Annotated in this window: 20 protein-coding genes; 10 read left to right on the forward strand and 10 right to left on the reverse strand. The window is 45.2% G+C overall.

What is annotated here, in order from left to right:
* Window positions 1–78: 78 nt before the first annotated feature.
* The 5 genes from BM100_RS10415 to BM100_RS10435 form a co-directional block, all read right to left on the reverse strand.
* Window positions 79–474, reverse strand: coding sequence for a DoxX family protein (locus tag BM100_RS10415; protein WP_092510648.1), 396 nt, complete (start codon window positions 472–474; stop codon window positions 79–81).
* Between the two features lie 308 nt (window positions 475–782).
* Window positions 783–1073, reverse strand: a complete 291-nt coding sequence (locus BM100_RS10420) for a YqjK-like family protein (protein WP_092510650.1) — start codon at window positions 1071–1073, stop codon at window positions 783–785.
* Window positions 1066–1473, reverse strand: a complete 408-nt coding sequence (locus BM100_RS10425; protein ID WP_092510652.1) for a phage holin family protein — start codon at window positions 1471–1473, stop codon at window positions 1066–1068. The genes BM100_RS10420 and BM100_RS10425 overlap by 8 nt, the downstream gene beginning before the upstream one ends.
* 1 nt (window position 1474) lies before the next feature.
* The gene (locus BM100_RS10430) at window positions 1475–1780 is read right to left on the reverse strand and encodes an ElaB/YgaM/YqjD family protein (RefSeq protein ID WP_092510654.1); all 306 of its coding nucleotides are present in this window, start codon (window positions 1778–1780) and stop codon (window positions 1475–1477) included.
* A gap of 234 nt (window positions 1781–2014) precedes the next feature.
* Window positions 2015–2683: a DedA family protein gene (locus BM100_RS10435; protein WP_092510656.1), complete on the reverse strand. Its 669-nt coding sequence runs from the start codon at window positions 2681–2683 to the stop codon at window positions 2015–2017.
* A 683-nt stretch (window positions 2684–3366) separates the two neighbouring features.
* On the opposite strand from BM100_RS10435, the gene sstT reads away from it, so the two are divergent.
* Window positions 3367–4611: a serine/threonine transporter SstT gene (sstT, locus tag BM100_RS10440; protein WP_092510658.1), complete on the forward strand. Its 1245-nt coding sequence runs from the start codon at window positions 3367–3369 to the stop codon at window positions 4609–4611.
* 98 nt (window positions 4612–4709) lie between these two features.
* Here the strand turns inward: sstT and BM100_RS10445 are convergent, their stop codons facing one another.
* The 5 genes from BM100_RS10445 to BM100_RS10465 form a co-directional block, all read right to left on the reverse strand.
* Window positions 4710–6731, reverse strand: coding sequence for an NADPH-dependent 2,4-dienoyl-CoA reductase (locus BM100_RS10445; protein ID WP_092510660.1), 2022 nt, complete (start codon window positions 6729–6731; stop codon window positions 4710–4712).
* A gap of 528 nt (window positions 6732–7259) precedes the next feature.
* A complete protein-coding gene (locus tag BM100_RS10450; RefSeq protein ID WP_092510662.1) occupies window positions 7260–8228 on the reverse strand; it encodes a VirK/YbjX family protein in 969 nt (322 codons plus the stop codon).
* A gap of 348 nt (window positions 8229–8576) precedes the next feature.
* Complete coding sequence (locus tag BM100_RS10455; RefSeq protein ID WP_420855316.1) at window positions 8577–9041, reverse strand: GNAT family N-acetyltransferase; 465 nt, start codon at window positions 9039–9041, stop codon at window positions 8577–8579.
* Window positions 9042–9089: 48 nt separating this feature from the next.
* Window positions 9090–10448 carry a DUF6687 family protein gene (locus BM100_RS10460; protein ID WP_092510664.1) on the reverse strand — a complete coding sequence of 453 codons (1359 nt, stop codon included), beginning with the start codon at window positions 10446–10448 and terminating at the stop codon, window positions 9090–9092.
* Window positions 10449–10913: 465 nt separating this feature from the next.
* On the reverse strand, window positions 10914–12083 hold the full coding sequence (locus BM100_RS10465) for an MFS transporter (RefSeq protein ID WP_092510666.1): 1170 nt from the start codon (window positions 12081–12083) through the stop codon (window positions 10914–10916).
* Window positions 12084–12514: 431 nt separating this feature from the next.
* Here BM100_RS10465 and atzF point away from each other — a divergent pair, with 431 nt between their 5' ends.
* From atzF to BM100_RS10510, 9 genes are all read left to right on the forward strand, one after another.
* Complete coding sequence (atzF, locus tag BM100_RS10470; RefSeq protein WP_092510871.1) at window positions 12515–14317, forward strand: allophanate hydrolase; 1803 nt, start codon at window positions 12515–12517, stop codon at window positions 14315–14317.
* Window positions 14310–18014 carry an urea carboxylase gene (gene uca, locus BM100_RS10475; protein ID WP_092510668.1) on the forward strand — a complete coding sequence of 1235 codons (3705 nt, stop codon included), beginning with the start codon at window positions 14310–14312 and terminating at the stop codon, window positions 18012–18014. Before atzF ends, uca begins: the two co-directional genes overlap by 8 nt.
* Window positions 18015–18138: 124 nt before the next feature.
* Complete coding sequence (locus BM100_RS10480) at window positions 18139–18408, forward strand: Ogr/Delta-like zinc finger protein (protein ID WP_092510670.1); 270 nt, start codon at window positions 18139–18141, stop codon at window positions 18406–18408.
* Between the two features lie 86 nt (window positions 18409–18494).
* A complete protein-coding gene (locus BM100_RS10485; protein WP_244590627.1) occupies window positions 18495–18749 on the forward strand; it encodes a hypothetical protein in 255 nt (84 codons plus the stop codon).
* A 175-nt stretch (window positions 18750–18924) separates the two neighbouring features.
* Window positions 18925–19140, forward strand: a complete 216-nt coding sequence (locus BM100_RS23945; protein WP_338066833.1) for a DUF1240 domain-containing protein — start codon at window positions 18925–18927, stop codon at window positions 19138–19140.
* Between the two features lie 447 nt (window positions 19141–19587).
* Window positions 19588–20106 carry a phage tail protein gene (locus tag BM100_RS10495; RefSeq protein WP_092510873.1) on the forward strand — a complete coding sequence of 173 codons (519 nt, stop codon included), beginning with the start codon at window positions 19588–19590 and terminating at the stop codon, window positions 20104–20106.
* Between the two features lie 243 nt (window positions 20107–20349).
* A complete protein-coding gene (locus tag BM100_RS10500; RefSeq protein WP_175494940.1) occupies window positions 20350–21465 on the forward strand; it encodes a DUF2586 domain-containing protein in 1116 nt (371 codons plus the stop codon).
* A complete protein-coding gene (locus BM100_RS10505; RefSeq protein ID WP_092510674.1) occupies window positions 21466–21921 on the forward strand; it encodes a DUF2597 family protein in 456 nt (151 codons plus the stop codon).
* Window positions 21922–22116: 195 nt separating this feature from the next.
* Entirely contained in the window at window positions 22117–22386 is a 270-nt protein-coding gene (locus BM100_RS10510; protein WP_092510677.1) for a putative phage tail assembly chaperone, read from the forward strand.
* Window positions 22387–22420 lie beyond the last annotated feature (34 nt).

A 22420-nucleotide genomic window follows, 5' to 3' on the forward strand; every position in this document is an offset into this window, starting at 1 on the left:
AAACCCCAGACTCTCAACGAACAGTCTGGGGCTTTCAGATTCTTAATATGTTTTTCAGGCTGTTGATATAAAGAAGAATTACCAGTTTTTCTTCAGTGCGCTATCAAGACTGAATTTTCCAGGTCCCATTATCGCCAGCAACAAATAGCCTGCGCCAATGGAGAAATTTTTCAGGAACATGGTCTGATTCATGTCATCAGTAAAATCGCCGTGGAACAAAATTGCTGTCAGGATACAAAAAATAAATGTAAATACAGATGTAGTCCGAGTCAGCAAACCGAACATAACGGCAAGGCCACCCCCCAGCTCGAGTAAAATAGTCAGTGGCAACAGAATTCCGGGAACCTTCATGGCTTCCATAAATTCTTGTGTTCCGGCATAAGCACTGCCTAATTTGCCATATCCTGCGATGATAAAAAGAATAGAGATTAAAACTCGGGCAACCAATAAGCCACTATCTTCAAATTTTTTCATTGTTTTTCCAAAAGCACTGCGGGTAACGATAAAAGTTATTCGCATGGATGTGATTGACTAAAAGTGTAATTTGCTTGTTATTAGCTAGTGGTCGCTATTCTAGGGAACGCTGTTGCTTTTTGATAGCAAGGAATATTCACAATTTAATACAGTTTTTTTGAAAAAGCGCTGGGTGATGCGAAAAGATATTTGAATGAGAGGAGGGTGACTGCCTGTTTTCGTCAATTGTTTTCGGATTACTTTCTGATTGATTTCGTTATTGGCCAATGAATATTAATCATGGATCATTGGCATTTACATGGCATATATCATGATTTAAGCGTATTTCGCACAATTTTCAGGATTTCTAAAAAACTGAGCATACGACGCGACCAGTGATACAATTTTTTAGGATGCCGCAGGCCATAAATCAGGGCAATACCAGAGCCGATCGCAATATACGGTTTAAAAGCAAGCAGGGTTTGCCAGCTTTTATCATAAGGTTGGGTGAGTTCCAACCATTGCTGGCTGCATTGGGAGAGTGATTGCCGCTGTTGCTGGATTTTTTGCAGCAGTTGTTGCTTCCTTGATGTGAGCTGATGCTGCTGAGATTTACTCATGTGGGCCGCCTTCCAGCATTTTGCGATCGATATTCAGTTGCTCACGGGTTGCATTGAGAAAAGTGAGCTTTTTGGCTTTCCGAACTGTCCATATGGCACCAAACACGGCGAGGAGCAGTAACGTTCCGGCTGTGATGGCCATTGCCATGATCCGGTAAGCAGGATCGATAGCCCAAAATATCAGGGCCAAAAAGCACATCAAGCCAAATCCGGCAAACAGCAGAGTGAGCCCAATCATCAGCAGCAATTGAACCAGTGTTGCCGCACCTTCTTCCAGTTCAACTGCAACGAGCTGGATACGGGTTTCAGCCATGCCGATAACAATTGCCGCTACTCGCCGCAAAATACCAAGGAGGCCTTTTCCTGGGCCTGAATCTTTAGTATGGGATGATTGAGTCATTTCAGCGCCTTGACAGCAGAACACCCAACACGATGCCTACGGCTGCACCGATACCGACACCTGTCCACGGATTATCACGGACATAACTATCGGCTTGGCCTGCAATTTCTTTGGTTTGGCCTATGAACTTATCGCCTGCTTCACTGAGTGTGTCACGCGCATCTTTCAGTGTTTTTTCTGCTTTGTTGCGTAATTTTTCCAATTCAGCCTTTGACTTATCTCCTGAACCATTAAGAACTTCTTCCAGAGTATCTGCGAGGGCCTGCAATTCATCACGCAATTCCTCAGATTGTTTTTTCTGTGGCATGACGTATCTCCTTAAATATACGATGAATGAATTTCTACCATAGACGCTTTTGTGGGGAGTTTAAAGTATGGATAGATGAATAATTCTCACGGTTTATTGGAAATTAACCTGAAATACTGTTTGAAATCATGGCTAAGGGCCGTTTATGGGGAAATCGGGCAAGTTTGGAAACAAAATCCTGTGGCAAGTTTTTCGCTATACCACAGGAGGAAAAGTGCAGGGCATATTGATGAGTTACGAAGTCGTATTTTTGGCGCGTTTTTTGCGGAAAATAACGGTCAAAGTACCAATTAAGCCGATGAGTAACAGAGCCACGGGCAGCAATAACAAAAAGTTCATCAAATATTCTTCATATTGGCGGAACAGCGGGCTTTTACCCAACATATAACCCAATGTTGTCAGAATGATGACCCACAGAAATCCGCTGAGCCAATTGAATAATTGAAAACGCCCGTTTTTCAACCCGGCAAGGCCTGCCAGTGTTGGCAACAAGGTTCTGATAAAAGCGAGGAAGCGGCCTATCAGCAAGGCAGATAAGCCATGACGATGGAATAGGTTATGCGCACGTTGGTGATAATGTTCAGGAAGGTGTGATAGCCAGCCTTGGACTAATTTTGTATTGCCAAGCCATCGGCCCTGAAGATATCCAATCCAGCAGCCAAGGCTTGCTCCTGCGGTGAGAATGACCAATGTCGCGGGAAAATTCAGCGTGTCTTTGGCAATTAACACTCCCACTAATATCAATAGGCTATCACCGGGTAAAAATGCGGCTGGCAAGACCCCATTTTCAAGAAAAAGGACGAGGAAGAGAAGAATATAAAGAGCCCATACCAGTGACGGGTTAGTGAGCGTTTCGTAATCTTGGTGCCAAAGTGCATAAATAAGGTCTGTTACAATTTCCATCAAATGTTCCTAAAACGCGGGTTAAGGATTGCATCTTACTTTTATGGTGCATTTATGGTGAATTTCTATTGAATGCTTTATAAACACAAAGCATTGCATTCCGATTGTCATAAAATGCTCTCGAAATCCATTCAAGATGGCATAAAGATTGACAAGGGTCACTTTAACAAAATCGGCCGTACCGAGATAGAAAATTTTGGTGATCGTTTGAACATTTATATATACAGAAAAATAGACTCATCCCTATATATCAACTGATTAATGTTCTGGTGAAGTTTGCCAAAATAGCAGTGATATCCCATTTCTCCTGAGAATTGACTGAATTCATATTTCTTCCCAGTTAGCCCTATGTCTGTTTCTGACGTAGTGACGAAAAGTTGCCTAGCTGTAAGTTGGCCATGAATAAATGTCCTATTGCCATTTTTAGACCAAACATTTTATTTAACATTTTGAATAAAAAGGAAATAATAAGTTTTTCCATATCAATCATCGCGTTATGCAGTTATTGAAAAACAGAAAACTGATGTTTCGATCACACAAATGTAAGGTATTTGTTATCAAAAGTTGTGTTCTCTGTATATTGCAATTAATTATTCTTTGTAAGTTTCACAACTTCCTTATACTGGGAAAGCAAACACTAACATTAGGCTCATTGAGCTAAAAAAATATCAAATGGATAGATTATGGAAAAACAACAAAGAGGCTTTGTACAATTTATTGTACAAGGAAGCCTTGTAAAACAAATTCTAATCGGTTTAATTCTCGGCGTATTGTTGGCATGGCTAGCGCCTGCTGCGGCTAAATCAGTGGAATTGCTGGGTGCGCTTTTTGTCGGTGCATTGAAAGCAGTCGCACCTGTTTTGGTATGGGTTTTGGTCATGTCTTCGATTGCGAATCACAAGACTGGCCAGAAAAGTAATATCCGCCCGATTATATTCCTGTACATCATAGGCACATTCCTTGCGGCAGTCGTGGCTGTGATTGGAAGTCTTCTGTTCCCTTCAACACTGACTCTGGTGACAAACAATGCCCAAATGTCACCGCCGGAAAACATTGTTGAGGTACTGAAAGGAATATTGCTCAATGTGGTAGCCAACCCGATTGATGCCCTATTGAGAGGGAACTATGTTGGAATTTTGGCGTGGTCAATTGGTTTGGGCATTGCCTTGCGCCATGCCAAAGAATCCACAAAATCCGTGTTGGGCGATCTTGCGGATTCCGTGACCAATATCGTACGCGTCGTTATCCGTTTTGCCCCCATCGGTATTTTCGGATTGGTTTCTTCCACGATTGCGACAACCGGTTTTTCGGTTCTGTTTGATTATGGCCATCTGCTCATCGTTCTGATCAGCTGTATGATCATTGTTGCATTGGTGGTTAATCCACTGATTGTTTACTGGAAAATTCGTCGCAACCCTTATCCGTTAGTTTTTGCGTGCCTGCGTGAAAGTGGCGTAACGGCGTTCTTTACCCGCAGCTCGGCCGCGAATATTCCGGTAAATATGGAGATGTGCCGTCGCATGAAACTGGATGAAGATACCTATTCTGTATCCATTCCATTAGGCGCAACGATCAATATGGCGGGTGCTGCAATCACCATCACAGTATTGACTCTGGCGGCAGTGAATACGCTGGGCATCACGGTCGATATCTTTACAGCGATATTATTGAGCGTGATTTCTGCCATTGCTGCGTGTGGCTCGTCTGGTGTTGCAGGTGGCTCTTTGTTGTTGATTCCGCTGGCATGTACTCTGTTTGGCATTCCCAACGAAATTGCCATGCAGGTGATTGCAGTTGGGTTCATTATCGGTGTATTGCAGGATTCGGCTGAAACAGGTCTGAACTCTTCTACCGATGTGTTATTTACCGCAGCCGCGTGTCAGGCGGAAGAAGCGCGCGTTGCGTCGGAGCAACTGACACAGCGTTAAATATTAATGTGAATGAACAACGGTGATAATCAGTTTTCTGCTCATTATCACCGTTTTTGTTTCTGCTTTTATCTGCCTGTATTTACAATGCTTGTGTATCAGATTTTGAATGCCAAGCGGGTTCCTTGATCAATCGCCCGACGCGCATCCAGCTCGGCTGCGACATCAGCACCACCAATCACATACACATTTTTCCCCATAGCCTGCAATGGCTGGAACAGCTCTTTCAATGGCTCTTGTCCTGCGCAAATAATAACGTTATCCACATCAAGGCATTGTTCTTCTTCACCCCGGCGGATATGCAGCCCTTTATCATCAATTTTCAGATATTGGACACTGTTGAGCATGGTGATTCCGCGCATTGACAGGCTGGCTCTGTGTATCCAACCGGTGGTTTTTCCCAGACCTTCACCGACTTTGGAATCTTTGCGTTGCAGCAGGTAAATTTTTCTCGGTGAACGCTCGACTTGTGTTCCTTCCGGACGCAATCCGCCGCGATGCATGATGGTTTGATCAATTCCCCATTCATGGCTAAATGCATGGCTGCTCAAGCTGGTGCTTTGCCCGCTTTGGCTCAGGTATTCTGCGGTATCAAAGCCAATGCCGCCGGCCCCAATAATGGCTATCCGTTGACCCACTTGTCGCTTGTGCTTCAAGACATCAAGGTAGGTCAGCACTTTTTCGTGATCAATGCCGTCAATATTGGGAGTACGTGGTGTAATGCCGGTTGCGATGACGATTTCATCAAACGAAGAAAGCTGCTCGGCCGTTGCGACATGGTTAAGGCGCAGTTCGACACCATTCAAAGCCAATTGGCGCTCAAAATAGCGTAAGGTTTCATGAAATTCCTCTTTACCAGGAATCTGTTTGGCAATATTAAATTGCCCGCCAATTTTGTCATCCCGTTCAAATAGCGTGACATGATGCCCTCGGCTGGCTGCCGTCACAGCAAAAGACAGTCCCGCAGGCCCGGCACCAATAACGGCGACTGTTTTGGGTTCTTTCACGGGGTCAGCAATAAATTCCGTTTCATGGCAGGCTCGTGGATTAACCAGACATGAAGTCAGTTTGCCGACGAATATTCTATCCAGACAGGCCTGATTGCAGCCGATGCAGGTATTGATTTCGTCAGTCCGGTTCTGCTCGGCTTTCAGGACAAATTCTGCGTCAGCCAGGAAAGGTCGCGCCATAGATACCATATCGGCACAACCTTCACTGAGGATCTGTTCGGCAACTTTGGGATCGTTGATACGGTTGGTGGTAATTAAAGGGATGCTGACTTTTCCCATCAATTTTTGCGTGACCCAACTGAATCCGGCTCTGGGCACCATTGTGGCAATTGTCGGAATACGGGCTTCATGCCAGCCAATGCCAGTGTTGATGATAGATGCGCCCGCTTTTTCGATCTCCAGAGCCAGTTGCTCGATTTCTTGCCAGTTAGAGCCATCTTCCACCAAATCCAACATGGAAAGGCGATAAATAATGATAAAGCGTTCCCCGGCAATTGCCCGAACCGCCCTGACGATTTCGAGGGCGAAACGCATGCGATTTTCGAAAGAGCCACCCCATTGATCCTGACGGTGATTGGTGCGGGAAACCAAAAACTGATTGATCAGATACCCTTCTGATCCCATGATTTCGACCCCATCATAGCCCGCTTGTTGCGCCAATTGGGCACATCGGGCGAAATCTTTGATAGTCTGCTGGATATCCTCTTCAGACATTTCGCGGGGCGTAAAAGGATTGATGGGCGCTTGGATAGCGGAAGGGGCAACAAGGGATTTCTGGTAGCTATAGCGCCCTGTATGCAGAATTTGCAGGGCAATTTTCCCACCGGCCTGATGCACAGCGTCCGTAATAAATTTATGGTGCGGCAGGGCATCTTCATTATTCAGGACGCTTGCGCCTGCGGCAACAACACCCTGTGGGTTTGGGGCGATACCGCCAGTCACAATCAATGCAACGCCACCCGCCGCCCGTTCTGCGTAGAACTGAGCCAACCGTCGAGTACCGTCGGGATGTTCTTCAAGCCCGGTGTGCATTGAACCCATCAATACACGATTTTTCAGTGTGGTAAAACCCAAATCCAGCGGTGCAAGCAGGTGGGGGTAGTTGCTCATTGCATTCTCCATCAAATATTTGGTAGCGCAAAAATTTTATTTTTTTCTGTATGGCTTAAATTTTTCACTTGGCTATGGCTAAGTGGTCGGATGAGATAGTTATCAAATTTAGACAGTTCCGGCTTGATTGGAATCACTTTGTTAAGCGATTGTGACAAGTATCATGAAATCTACTCGTACAGAAAATCTTCTTATCCATATTGATGGTATGGTTTGTCATTGATTATATAGTTCTGAACTTCGCATACTGCCACTGGCTTCTTCAACGAGGGCGAAAAATGTGTATAAAAAAGAGACTGATTGGATAACGCCAGAAGTTAAGTTATAGAACGCAATTGAAGGGCGGGCTGGCAATGAATTTGGTGGCTATGCAGCCAATGGGGAATGCTATTAATTAGTAACGCCTTAGCAATTGGTAACGCCTTAGCTGTATTGGCAGGGACAGCTCATTGGCGTTTATGGCATTCTTCTCAATAAGTGGTTCGCCATTAAGCGCATCTTGGATGGTTAATGGCGAAGCCGCATGAGTTATTGGTGATGCTTTTCTGCTTGCACCTGTGGCTGAGTCGTCAAAGACGCCTTGATGCCGTTTTCTAGCTCATCCAGCAATTGATAACGACGGCGATACTCGGCGCGTTTCTTGCTGGGGATATCATCCAATATTTTTCTTTCTATGTTTGATGGTAAATGGAAATCTTTATTGTCCTTTCTGATCCCGCTCAACGATTCCCAGAAGGAATTGTAATCAGCCACCATCTGGTTTTTCTTTTTGTGCCAATAACGAATACTGCGGTAGATATGAGTCTCGTTACTGACCGCCAAGATCTGCTCACAACCTACATGATCGGCAAAGCGGCAGATGGCTTCAATCAATAAACGCTTAGGGAATAGCCCGTAACATTCTTTGGTTGCATGGCGGATAACGTCCAGAGAATTATCTCCTTTGGTTGGCCCTTGCAATACACCAATAAATAAAGTTTGTTTGCCATCCACCGTTAATAAAGTGAAGGCACACTTTGCGAGAATGACATTTTCAGCGGTGGTGATATATAAAGAGAGCTCACCTTCTTTATTCAGATTATCCAATGAATCAATATAAATCATAAATGATTCATTTTTTCCCTGAATGGTTGCTAATAAATAAGCACGCTCATCAAAGATTCTGCTGATAATAGCAGGCTCTAATTGATTGAATAATAATTGATAATGTTCATTCAATGCGCTGACAATCTGTTTACGATTGAAGTTAATGCTTAAATAGGGACGATGTAACTTGCAAGGCAAACTTGGTTGCTTTTTCAAGATATCTAAATATAGCGGTGTCTTGGCAAGACTGTCCAATAGCTTCAGGGTAGAAACAGGAGTCAGCATACTGCGCAATGCAAATTTAGTGCGATTGCTGGAAGATTGCCAGTGTTCTCCGGGAGTAATGCGCTTTCCGATAAGATCAGTAAAAAGCTTCATTCCAGAAGAAGCGGGTTGTTGTTGGTAATTCATTTATATTCAAACTCAATGACAGAAACGTTTATATCTGCGCGATTATATCATTGATTGATTAAATGCTCCCTAGATGTTTACAATCTATTCCATTACTTTAATTTTCTTTATTCAATTCCAGTGTAAATAAATAAAACTAAACAATAATAATTTATTAAATTCATTCATAATGATGATCTATTTCCTAGGTTATCATTTTCAGAATGAATTTTAATTTCCCTTAGGTTTTATTTGCTGAAAAATGCCTAACTATCTCTGATATCACGAATAATTGTTAATACCTTGTGATTTTTAAAGGGGGAATCGATTCCCCCCTGAAAAGAAATGATGCGATATTGCCAATTGTTTTTATGCCAGTCTCATGTGCAACAATGGAAAGGGGTTTCCTTCTCCATCCAGTTCTGAGCGGGAAAAAACCTGAAACCCCATATGCAAATAGAAGCCAACCCCTTGTGTGTTTTGTTCATTGACATCGACTTCATTTGCCTGCAACTCATCAATGGCAAATTTCAACAACTTCTTGCCGATCCCCGTTCCACGAGCTTGCGGAGATATAAACAGCATCTCCACGCGGTTTTGGGCGGTACTGATAAACCCGATGATATTGTCTTGATCATCCACCGCCTTGTAGACAGTCAGGTTGGGCAGATAATCATTGAGGATCTGTGGGCGAAGAACATCAATCATCTCATTAGGCAGAAAATCATGAGTCGCAAGTACAGAGGCTTCCCAGATCTGAATCAGTGTCGGAAAGTCAGTTTTAGCAGCTAATTGTATTGCCGATGGCTGCATTGTGGCTGATTGTATTGGCATTGAATCATTCCATATCTGGTGTCATTTTATTCGATTTTTGAGTATAACCTAATAAGATGCAATAAGTGGACTTGATAGCCAAGCGGGCGGAGCAACCGCGAGAAAATGTTTCAGCTCGTCCAGAATAGTCTCGATCGGTAAGTGGGTTGGCTGCGAACTACCACGCCCAAAACGGGGCATGATGTATTGCACGCCGTCATAGTACCAAGGGCAACCGTTCGGCTCGGCTGACTCCAATGCCCGCATAAAAATCGATAGATCACGACGTGGCCGAGGTGCCCCCGACTGTAGCTCAACCCACCCTTCATAGCGCTGGTGGACAACGATGTCGTCCTGCGTGACAAGTGCAATTGTCGATAATGGCGTACGATTATGGAAAGGAATGGGCGAAAACCCTAAATAACGCCGTGGTTCAGGCTCATAGGGCACTTCAGATGCAGGCAGGCGGAATACCGCGAGATCTAATTCAGGGTACTGCTCCAGCATGACATTCGGGTTATCGAGTAAAGCTTCTGTTGCCAAATAATTTTGTTCAGTATCACGCCAAAGTTCCTCTTGGATTACCGAAGCATCCAGTAATTCACGCATTGCGGGTAACAATTTGGCGAAAACGGCCGCAATGTGCCCAGTGCTGTGTGGTGTTGATCCTGCTGGAGGAGGCGTTTGTGCTGCGATTGTATTCAGCGTGAATGCGAGTCGGCGTGCCTGCGGGTTATGGCCGCGGGCAAAATCGTCGAACTGCCCGACATCGATGAGCAGTTGCTTATGTTTCATCGCATGTTCAGGGGCAAGCAGTGCATAGACCGATGCCAGCCCGTCCAGATCAAAGTGGTCGGTTGTCACATATCGCGCATCCGCCGGATAGTCTGGATTCTCAGACATGAGAAACTTCATTACGCTTTCTGTCGATAGATTCGCTTTATAGCGTTCAGGAGTTCGGTTAGATGGCCAGTGCGAGAGTGAAAGTTGTGTGCCTTTATTGTGGATCGCATCGGCCGCGATATTCGGTAAATTGCGCGTTTTTTCGAATGGCAAGAACGCGAGGCGATCGCCGGGTGATAACCGTACTTCATGAATCGTTGGTAAGACTGCTGCGCCGGCTGTCGGTGTGAGTACGGCAAAGCGGGCACTGTCAGTTTTAGGCTCATGCAATTCCAGTTCACCATGACGACCGAAATTATAATGCTGCACGGCCAGATTTTGGCGTCGTAGATCGTATGGATTGCCATTTCGGGTAATGGCTCCTCTTCCCGCAATAATGTTTTGTAAGTCAAAGAATTGATTGTGGTGAAACGCAATAACACGATTTGCAAGAAGTCTCAGTTCAAGCCCATCGAGTTTAGCGGCTACATCATTGTCAACGAGGACTAAATCATCGCCATCATGAAGAGGAAGGGTATTTATCATTGAATGTCTCCTATCAACGTGAATGCCATTTGGGATAGAACAACAAAAATGCAACAATATAAATGAGTACATACGAGCATACTCGGCAAAATATCAGCCTATTATCAGCCCACTTCCTCAACTTATCATTCCGGAAATAAACGGAACAAGGACAATAAGTGCTAAGTAGAATAATGAAAGCTATAATGTTAACTGCATCATAACTATTTGTATTTAAAGTTGTTTATTATATGCCGACAATTAATTAGACTAATAATGTTCTTATCAGGGCAATCATGCTTATATAAGAAGTCATTCCCCGAACGGGAAAATGCGCGGCGTCATTAGTTGAATGGGAAAAAAGGAAAGGGGAAAAAAGGAAGTGGAAAACGAGAAATGGAAAAAAAGAGGGAAGACGTGAATAAAACAAGCCTTAATGCGCTAATCTGATACGCCACAAGCGGTGACGTACCAGGTTAATTTTTTCTAGTTTGCCAATACCCTGTCTTTACGGCGCAAACTTGCCAACAGCATATAAATGGCTGTCGCCAGCAAGACAATAAAGAAGAAACTGATTAATCCATTATGTTGAACACTAAAGTAGTGTTGCAGCATAAAATGTCCTGCCCCCAACGGCCCCAGTGCGGAGCCAATGCTGTAGCTTAACAACATCACTTGGCTTGCCGCCACAATATAGGATGAATCCAGATTGTCACAGGCGAGGGTAATGGCGATGGGATATAAGGCAAAAGAAGACATACCCAGCAACGCCAGTGAGACGATCAGCACAATATAGTGATCAAAAAGATATGCCATGCCTACCGCAAACACACCCAGCAATGAAACCATAGCCAATAAAAACGTTTTACTGATAATAACAGACAGTTTGCTGACGATCGGCTGTATGATCATTCCACCCAAAATAATGGCCGCCATTAATACACCCACCTGATCGGCACTGAAGTGGCTTTGGCTTAATGACAAAGGCATCAGACCATAAATCGTGCCCATGACAATCCCTGAAACCATGCAACCCACGATAGCGGGCTTACTGAATTGAGTAATTTTTTTCAGTGACAGGCTCTGATGATTAAGTGCCGGAGGTTGCCCGTGGCGCACAAATAACGGCGGCAAAATTGCCAGCAGGAGCAGAGCTGAAATTATGATAAAAGGGATCATGCCTTGCGTGCCGACAGAGCCAATCAATAATTGACCCAACGTGGTTCCGCCATACAGTGATGTCATGTAAAAACTCAGTCGTTTGGCGCGCTCTTTGGGATTATCACCAATCAATAACCACGATTCGACGACGACAAAAATCCCGGCAACAGCGATGCCCGCAATACAACGAATAAATAGCCAGATTTCTTTATTTGGAAAAAAAGGCAATACAATTACGGTTGCTGTTAAAAGCAACAAAAAAACAATAAATGAAATACGGTGGCCGACTTTTGCAATAACAGGCTCAATCATCATGGAACCTATTAATAAACCGAAGTAATAAGCACTGGCCAACCAACTGGCATAAACCGTATCGATGTTGAAACTTGCCATCGACAAAGGAATTAAGCTCATCAGGTAACCAGAAGCAATTGCAAAAACAGTCAAGCCAGCGACAGGTACAAATGCACTGTCATTGTTCCGCAGCAGTTTCACTACTGTCGTCTCCACATAAAAAATCAGCTAGAAATGCGCTGCTTCTCATCAAGATTTTGCCGAATGGCGTCACGATATATGCCAAGGACTGGAATATATCTTGGTGATTAAAGCAGTAGGTAAGTCACTCAAATATCTTGAGTGCTGCGGACTATAGCTGTTTCTTATCAAGAGATACAACGAGAAAAACTGATACTCATGAATGAAAAGATTTATGAAGGATCACCCGTTTAATTCCGGTGTCTCTGGGGGGAGAAAAACAGGCACCATTATAGTTCACCGGCCATTCACAACATGAACCAACATTGTGCAACCCGCCATCCCGCTACACTTTCCCTTTAATTAATTCATTTAAAATCACCCAGTTAAAATATTGGCATGTGTATTGCTGTATGAAAGGCATCTTGTATGTCGATTGGGAGTTTAACAGCATGACATCAATAATAGGCTATACATTAAAATTCTGGCAAAACAAGATCCAGAAAGACACAGCCGCAATTTTGACTTTACTACAACAGCACCTGAATTCTTTTTTACCTGACGATAATGCGTGGATTTATCTTGCCACACCGAAACAATTGCAAGATCAAATTGATAAGGTTTTAGCGGATTATCAGCATAACCCCGACGCATATCCCCTGCTTGGTGTGCCCTTTGCGGTCAAGGATAATATCGATGTTGCCGGTTGGCCGACGACTGCCGCTTGCCCTGCCTTTGAATATATTGCCGATGAAGATGCTACTGCGGTAGCAAAATTGAAAGCGGCGGGTGCAATCGTTGTAGGGAAAACCAATATGGATCAGTTTGCCACGGGACTGGTCGGAACCCGTTCCCCTTTTGGCGCAGTCAAAAACAGCTTCAATGCCGACTATATCAGCGGAGGATCCAGTTCCGGTTCAGCTTCTGTTGTCGCCAGAGGGCTGGTGCCGTTCGCCCTTGGAACGGATACTGCTGGATCCGGGCGCGTTCCTGCGGGGTTCAATAATATCGTCGGCTTAAAGCCAACCAAGGGCTGGCTTTCGCGAAAAGGGGTGGTTCCTGCTTGCCTGCTCAACGATACACTGTCCGTATTCGCCCTGACAGTGGAAGATGCCTTAAAGATCGCTGAGATTGCCGGTGGTTTTGACGAAAATGATGCTTATTCCCGCATAAATCCAGCCACTGCCCCCACCACACTGCCCGAACACCCATGTTTCGCGATACCTGAGAATCCCGAATTTTACAATGACTCGCTTGCCGAAGCCGCATGGCTGAATGCTCTGGATGAACTGCGTGAGCTTGGGGCAACTCTGAAACCCATTGATTTTTCGCTCTTTAAACAACTGGCAGATCAACTTTATCAAGGAGCATGGGTTGCGGAACGTACGGCGATAGTCGGAAATCTGTTGGATTATCCGGAAAAAATGGATCCGACCGTACACCAAATCATTGCCAATGGTAAAAATTACAGTGCCGTTGATGCCTTTAAGGCTGAATACCTGCGTGCAGAATTGGCGCGGAAAATCCAGCAGACCCTGGCTAAATTTGATGCACTTGTCGTGCCAACTGCCCCGACGGTTAGAACCATTGAAGAAATTAAACAAGAGCCTATCCGATATAACACGGAATTAGGCACCTATACCAATTTCACGAACCTTGCTGATCTTTCAGCCCTTGCCTTGCCAGCGCCTTTCCGTACCGATGGACTGCCGGCAGGGATCACATTGCTTGCGCCTGCTTGGCATGATCGCGCATTGGCATCATTCGGTTTACGTTGGAAGCAGCACCTTGTATTGCCGCTCGGGGCAACCGGAAAGATAGTTTATGGCGCAAAAACAGAGTTACCGGATTCTAAGCAAAACGTCCGGCTTGCAGTGGTTGGCGCCCATCTCAGGGGCATGCCGCTGAATTACCAATTGACCGAACGCAAGGCTGTATTTGTTGAGGCGGCACAAACCGCCCATTGCTATCGCCTTTATGCTCTCGCCGGCACCCAACCTCCCAAGCCCGGTTTGGTGAGAGATATTGAAGGGGCGACCATTTGCGTTGAACTTTGGGATATCCCCCTGTCCCGCTTTGGTGAATTTGTTGCTGAAATCCCTCCTCCCCTTGGCATTGGCTCTATGGAATTGGAGGATGGTCGCTGGGTTAAAGGTTTCATTTGTGAGCCTGCTGCACTGAAAAGTGCCATTGAGATTACGGAATTCGGGGGCTGGCGTAATTGGCTTATCAGTCAGGGGGCTGCTTATGTTTAAGACCGTATTAATTGCTAACCGTGGCGAAATCGCCTGTCGGGCGATCAGTACGCTGAAGCGCCTCGGAATTGTCAGTGTGGCGGTGTATTCAGACGCAGATAAAAACTCCCAGCATGTTAAAGACGCCGATATTGCTTTGCCACTGCATGGAGAAAAAGCCCATGATGGTTACTTATGTATCAACAAAATCATTGAGTTGGCACAACAAAGTGGTGCTGAAGCTATTTGGCCGGGTTATGGTTTCCTGTCTGAAAGTCTGTCGTTTGCAGAAGCCTGTGAGAAAGCTGGCGTGGTATTTGTCGGCCCAACACCACAGCAAATTGGCGAATTTGGCTTAAAGCATCGCGCCCGTGAACTGGCTGCCGAAGCCGGGGTTCCCATGACACCGGGCACAGGTTTGCTCAATTCACTGGATGAGGCGCTGAGTGCCGCAGAGAATATCGGCTATCCCGTGATGTTGAAAAGTACCGCTGGCGGCGGTGGAATTGGCTTAAGTTGCTGTAATAATGCAGAGATGCTTCGTCAGGCATGGGAAAATGTGCGCCATCTTGGTGAGCAATTTTTCAGTGATGCCGGCGTGTTTCTGGAACGGTGCATCGAACGGGCGCGTCATATTGAAGTGCAAATTTTCGGTGACGGCAAAGGCAATGTCGTGGCCTTGGGAGAACGCGATTGCTCATTGCAGCGCCGTAATCAAAAGGTCGTGGAAGAAGCTCCGGCCCCGAACTTGTCTGCCAGTAACCGGGCCGCATTGCTGGAATCAGCGGTACAACTGGGCCGGCTTGTGAATTACCGCAGTGTGGGAACGGTAGAATATATTTATGACGTTGACCGCGATGCTTTTTATTTTCTTGAGGTCAACACACGGTTGCAAGTTGAACACCCTGTCACTGAATGTGTGACAGGCCTTGATTTAGTGGAATGCATGCTGCGCGTTGCTGCCGGTCTGCCCATTGATTGGTCGCAATTGATGCGTGAGCCGGTTGGTGCCGCGATTGAAGTTCGCCTGTATGCAGAAAATCCTATCAAAAATTTCCAGCCTAGCCCCGGCGTGCTGACGAAAGTTAAATTTCCGGATGGCGTTCGCATTGACAGCGGTGTTGTTACCGGCAGTGAAGTGTCTCCATTTTATGATCCGATGATTGCCAAAATGATCGTTTATGGAGAGAACCGCGATGAAGCACTCATCAAACTGCGTGAAGCACTAGAGAGTTGCCAATTGCATGGCATTACGACCAATCTGGAATATTTGCGCCAAATTACGGCCTGTGACTCTTTCCAGCAAGGGGAAGTCTGGACTCGGATGCTCGACAGTTTTGTTCCCCGTGCAAATGCCATTGAGGTTTTGCAGGCGGGAACGTGGAGCTCAATTCAGGATTATCCGGGACGATTGGGATATTGGGATATCGGTGTACCGCCATCTGGTCCGATGGATGATTTCGCTTTCCGGCTGGCTAACCGCATTGTCGGCAATCATGATTCAGCAGCCGGATTGGAATTCACGCTGGAAGGCCCGGCCTTGCAATTCCATTGTGATGCCGTGATTGCCCTGACGGGAGCCGATTGCCCTGCATTGCTGGATGGCGAAGCTGTTCCTTATTGGCAGCCACTGAGCATCAGGGCAGGTCAGGTACTTACGCTCGGGAGAGCGCAATCAGGTTGCCGGACATACCTTGCGGTCAGAAATGGCATTGATGCCCCTGATTATCTGGGTAGTCGTTCCACCTTTGCCCTCGGCCAATTCGGGGGAATTGCTGGCCGAATTTTAAAAATTGCCGACATGTTGCCGATAGCGCAATCACCAACAGAGCAATTGCCGACAACTCAATTACCGATAACGCAATTACCGATCGAACAGCCTTCATCGGTCAGGGACACAGCTCTGGCGGTTATCAGTGATCCGCAAGCTCTCGATCCATCATTGATCCCTCTTTACGGAGAAATATGGCATATCGGGGTACTGCATGGGCCGCATGGGGCGCCTGATTTCTTTACGCCAGACTATCTTGAGGAATTTTTCTCCAGCGAATGGCAAGCCCATTTCAATTCAAATCGTTTGGGTGTGCGTTTGATAGGCCCCAAACCCCGCTGGGCCCGTCCGGATGGCGGCGAGGCCGGCTTGCACCCTTCCAATATTCATGATTGCGAATACGCCATAGGTTCGATTAATTTCACGGGGGATTTTCCGGTGATCTTAACCCGCGATGGGCCTAGCCTTGGTGGTTTCGTTTGTCCGGTGACCATTGCCAAAGCCGAGTTATGGAAAGTGGGTCAAGTCAAGCCGGGGGATCGTATCCGCTTCCATCCAATCAGTGTTGAAGAAGCCTCCGTTTTGGAAGGGCAGCAGGCGCACTTTGTCGCTACACTGAAAAATCATCCGTCCTTAAAGGCTGTATCAACGATTAACGCACCACCATCGGTATCTGTGAATGGTGTATTTGCAGATGGTGTCTCTGCTGCTGTGCTGGCATCAATAGCTGCTACAGACAGCACACCTGCGGTCATTTATCGTCAGGCAGGCGATAACTATATTCTGATTGAATATGGCGATAATGTTCTGGATTTGACACTGCGTCTGCGAATACACCTATTGATGGATAAATTGCATGAATTGTCCCTTCCGGCGATCAAAGAAGTCGCTCCGGGCGTACGTTCCTTGCAAATTCGTTACGATAGCCATCAACTTCCCCAACGGGAGCTCGTGGTGTTGCTGTTGTCCCTGGAAGGGCAGCTCGGAGATCTGAGCGCCATGAAAGTGCCATCGCGTGTGATACACCTGCCGATGGCATTTGAAGACAGCGCAACGTTGGGGGCGGTCAGCCGTTATCAGGATACCGTTCGTGCCAACGCACCTTGGCTGCCGAATAATGTTGATTTTATTCAACGCATTAATGGATTGGCGCATCGTGATGACGTCCGTCGCATTATATATGAGGCCAGTTATCTGGTTCTCGGTTTGGGAGATGTGTATCTTGGGGCGCCATGCGCAGTCCCTATCGATCCTCGCCATCGTCTTCTAAGCTCCAAATATAACCCCGCGAGAACCTTTACCGCAGAAGGCACTGTCGGTATTGGCGGCATGTATATGTGCATATATGGCATGGATTCACCGGGCGGTTATCAATTGGTAGGGCGAACTTTGCCGATTTGGAACAAGTTCCTGAAAAACGAACAATTTGCTGCCGGGAAGCCGTGGCTGTTGCGGTTTTTTGACCAAATACGTTTCTACCCAGTCAGTGAGCAGGAGCTGGAGCAACAACGGGAAGAATTCCGGGAAGGGCGTGCTGTTATTCGCATTGAAGAAACTCAGTTTGATTTTGCCGAACACCTGCAATTTCTGCGTGAACATGGGGAAGAGATCACCTCTTTTCAGCAACGGCAGGCGATGGCATTTGAAACAGAAGTGGCACACTGGCAGCAGGAGGAATCAAGCCCCGTGCCGGAGATGGAAGAACCCCTGCAAGACCTCGATATCGATGAAAACGTTGTTCAAGTCAGCTCTAACATGAATGGCAATATCTGGAAAGTATTGGTTGAATTGGGTGAAGAAGTGGCTAAGGGGCAGCCTTTAATCATCGTGGAAGCGATGAAAATGGAATTGGCAATTTATGCACCGCAATCCGGGCGGATTACGCGCATCAATTGCCAACCGGGTCGCTTTGTCAGTCCCGGAGATTCACTACTTTGGATGGAGTAATTTTGCAGTTGTATCCATGATATTACATGGCTGACTTACGTAAGATTGCGCCACATTAGGAGTAAAATACGCCAAAAGTTCAAATCTTTTGAAGTCATTCATTGGAAACTGGAAAATAAGTAACATGCGCGTATTGAAAATTATTTGCCCCGAATGTGGCGCTAAGGCAGTCATCAGCAAAACAAACCGGAAACACCCAGAAATAGCCGATCTGTATTGCGCTTGCTCTGAAATTGAATGTGGTTACCGATTTGTCATGAACCTGACTTTTTCCCATGCATTAAACACCAGTGCCAAAACCGGTGACAAACTGCTGCAAACTGTGATTAATAACCTCAATCCCCGCCAACGCCAAGCTGCATTGGACCTGCTGAAAGCTGACTCTGCCGCCTAATCGCGGCTCATTTCTGAATGCCATATATATTTTGCCTTAAGAGTACATTCCATATACACCCTATTAACTCCAAGTTTCAGGAAGCAATGTATTATCATCCCGCGTCGCGGGATGATAATACATGCACCTTGAAGTACGACGCGTATAGTCATGCCGCTATTATTGCTGCAATAGTTTTACTGACTGGTTTTGTAGTAGTTTATGGTCTGGATTTTCTTGATAAAAAATATGGAATAAGCGAAAAATTAATAGTATTTTTGAAAGAAGAAATGAAGAGAAAGCCAAGAACACCAAAAGCAGACTTACAATATTTTTTAAATACGATGGGAAGAATTAGGTGAATAGTAAATATTTAAAAGCCTTGGGTGGAGTAATGTTGTTATTATTCCTTACATTTCTGATGTGCTTCATTATTGAATCTGCTGTTTCATTAGTGTTAATGAAAGATGAAATAACATTTTCCGGTGCAGTTGTTATAAGTCTTCTATCTTTTCCTATAATATTTTATTCTTTATCATGTTCTGTTTTTTCTTTATCTTTGATAGGTTGCCAAAATATAGCGAGATAATTGCTAAGTGTCTTGCTAGATTGATGATTTTATCATTTATCATGAGTTTTCCTATCTCTTTTTATGTTGATTATAAATTAAAAAATGATGGTTATTTGATATGTGATAAAATATCGTGGAGGTCTCCAACAACGTACGTGAAACGTTTATCACTTTGTGAATGAAATTTTTAAATATCCTTAAATCATATCTAGCTTCTGATTTTCAGAGGCTTTTTTGTTATTTAACATGATATAAAATAGTGGCTTATGCATTATTTTAGCGACTAAACACTACGAACACTCTGACTCTCCTGCTGTTGTTAAAAATCTCTGGCTGAAATAGGATGGATTCAGCTTAATTTCGGCCTGATTCGGTTATTGGCTGATATCCGAATTTATCAGAATTAAACCATTCGCAGTATTTTACCGAATTCGTAATAATGCATGGGTGTTGAACGGAAGGGATTAAATATCTCTATTTGATCCACAACTGAGTGTGAAAGCATATTAACTGTAAAAACAGATTAAATGTGAAAACACATGGCAAAGGATTGTCACCCGTTTATAAGCAGAAGCGTTTTTTTACCCGTAATAATATAAGGATTGAAACTGGTCGCGGTACGCATGGATATGAGCAAATTACAGCAATTAACGATATTTTTACGGGAAAACTTGCCAGAATGCATTTCTAAAACGGAATTCACCAGTGAAATGGGGAAAATCAGTTTTATTCAGGCCCAAAAGGATTTAGGGCTTGGACAATACCAGATGTTTATTCAAAAGTATAACGCGATGATGACATGGAGGAATTTCCCGCATAAAGCGTGTGATCCTCGGTATATTCCACTGTTAATCGATGCATGGTTGATGGAACAAAACGATACGCCAGGCACTTCAATTTTGGCACAGGAACGGCCAACGATGACCGTTAAAACGAGTGTAAATGAAGGCACAGCCAATGAAGAAACGGCGATTGTTATGGTGTCATTGCCTTTGTCGGAAACAGTAATTATGCGTGAAGACAAAAACGGTATTGTCCCCTTTGATGGTAAACGTTGGTTACTGGCAACCCCTGAAATCTGGTTTGCTGAAAATGGAATTTTACGTGTTATGGATGAATCCGGCACACCCATTGAGCAAATTCGATAAAGGCAAAAGGGAAATTAAAGCTGCAAATTGGAAGCTATGCCCTATAGGTTTCGAGTTGCATCAAGGCGGCAAGGGAGTGACAAATTCGTCAGGCACGAATTTGACTGGCCTCCGGTGAAAGGCAGGAGCCTTTCATTCACCTTCGGCCACATAGACAACCTATGTGGCCAAGGTGACCGGGTGCAGCCACCAAAGATGCAATTTGAAAGACGGCGGGTATAAGGGTTATCGATAAAGGAATAAATTATGTGGCCAAAAGTTCAGGTTAACCAAGTTAACCAACTGCAAGGCGAAACAAAGGAGATTGAGCGGGTATTGCTCTTTGTTGGAACGGGAAAAACCAACACAGGTAAAACTCTCTCTGTAAATACCCAGACAGATTTTGATTCTGTATTGGGAGCAGAAGACAGCGCGCTGAAACGCAATGTACTGGCTGCAATGGCAAATGCAGGGCAAAACTGGTCTGGTTATGTTCATATCTTGCCAGAGTCAGCAACTGAACTGGATTTTGTCGAAGCGGTCACAGCGGCACAGCAGGTTGCCAGTGTTGAAGGCTATGTGCTGACAACGGGGGCAACAAAAGCGGTTATTCAAGCGGCGCAAACACTGCGGGAACAGACCATTGCCAAGTTTGGCCGTTGGCAGTGGGCTATTTTGTCTGTTGAAGGCCCTCAATCAAAAGAAATCTGGGCTGACTATGTTGCTCGCTTGGCCGAGCTGCAAAAAGGCGAAGCGGCAGCTTCTGTTCAATTGGTTCCATCTCTGTGGGGTAATGAAGCAGGAGTATTGGCAGGTCGACTGTGCAATCGCTCTGTCACTGTGGCAGATAGTCCGGCACGCGTTCAGACCGGGCCGCTGGTGGATCTGGGCCGGGCAGATTTCCCGGTTGACGGGGCCGGTAAGCCGATTGCTTTAGCGACATTGCAGGCATTGGAAAAGCTGCGTTTCAGTGTGCCGATGTGGTATCCCGATTATGATGGCATGTATTGGTCAGATGGCCGGACACTGGATGTGGAAGGCGGTGATTACCAAAGCATCGAAAACTTACGTGTCGTGGATAAGGTTGCGCGTCGTGTCCGCTTGCAGGCGATTGCCAAAATCGCCAATCGCCTTCTGAACAGTACACCTGTCAGCATCGCGACCCATCAGGCGTATTTTGCCCGCACGCTGCGTGAAATGTCCCGCAGTACGGAAATTAACGGCGTGACATTCCCGGGAGAAGTGAAATCTCCGGAAGACGGCGACATTGTTATTACATGGCGCAATAAAAATACGGTAGAAATTTATATCACTATTCGTACCTATGAATGTCCGAAAGAGATCACGGCGAGCTTGTTGCTGGATTTGGGAGGGAACTAAATGAGCCAGCGTATTTCCGGCCAATCGGTCGATTTTAATATGGATGGTGATCTGGTTCACGCTGAAAAGGTCAACCTGTCCATTACTGACAACACGGCTGCCGCCCAAACTCAGGGCGTACCGGATGGTTATATTTCCGGTGATGTTGCGGCAGAGGGTGAAATTGAACTCAGTACGAAATATTTGGATATCGTCACCGCCAAAGCACGGGCTGCTGGCTCCTGGCGCGGCATTCAACCCGTTGATTTGATGTGGTACGCCAAAGCGGGCAAGGAAGAGATGAAAGTTGAGGCTTATGGCTGCAAACTGATCCTCAGCGATATTCTGGATGTCGATCCAAAAGGTGGCAGTGTGATGACACACAAAGTTAAGTTTGTCGTTACCTCACCTGACTTTGTACGTATCAATGGTATTCCCTATTTGGAAGCTGAATTAACTCGTAATCTTATTGGATAAGTTTACCGGATAAGCTGTTCGAATAAACCATTCTAATAAAAATGGCGAGCATGGAAGAAAATAAGAAGCTATTTATTACATTCGTGTATTCATGTTTTAGCATGAATGTACTTTGGCGACTTATTGCATCAAGGATGATGATTTTTTAAATAAAACCTGCCAGTCAATGGATGTATAAAATAAAGGAATGAGATTGTGAATAAAGAAAATAAAGTTGTCACTTTAGTTGTTGGTGGTAATGAAATTAAATTTGAACCAAATATCGTCGCTTATAATAACATGATTAACGATATGACGATGGACAATAAAATTGTGCCGATTGTGACTTATCTGCGTCGTATTGTTCAGCAGGCTTCTAAATCTGCATTGGATGAATTATTGCAGATCCCCGGTGCTGCAATGCAATTGGTTGAGAAAATCAATTCTGAATACGCACCAAAACTGGAAATTGAAATAAAAAACTAAATGCACGGGTTAAGGCTATCGAAAATAGCTTATT

The organism is Xenorhabdus mauleonii (genome assembly GCF_900113945.1).
Lineage (GTDB): Bacteria > Pseudomonadota > Gammaproteobacteria > Enterobacterales > Enterobacteriaceae > Xenorhabdus > Xenorhabdus mauleonii.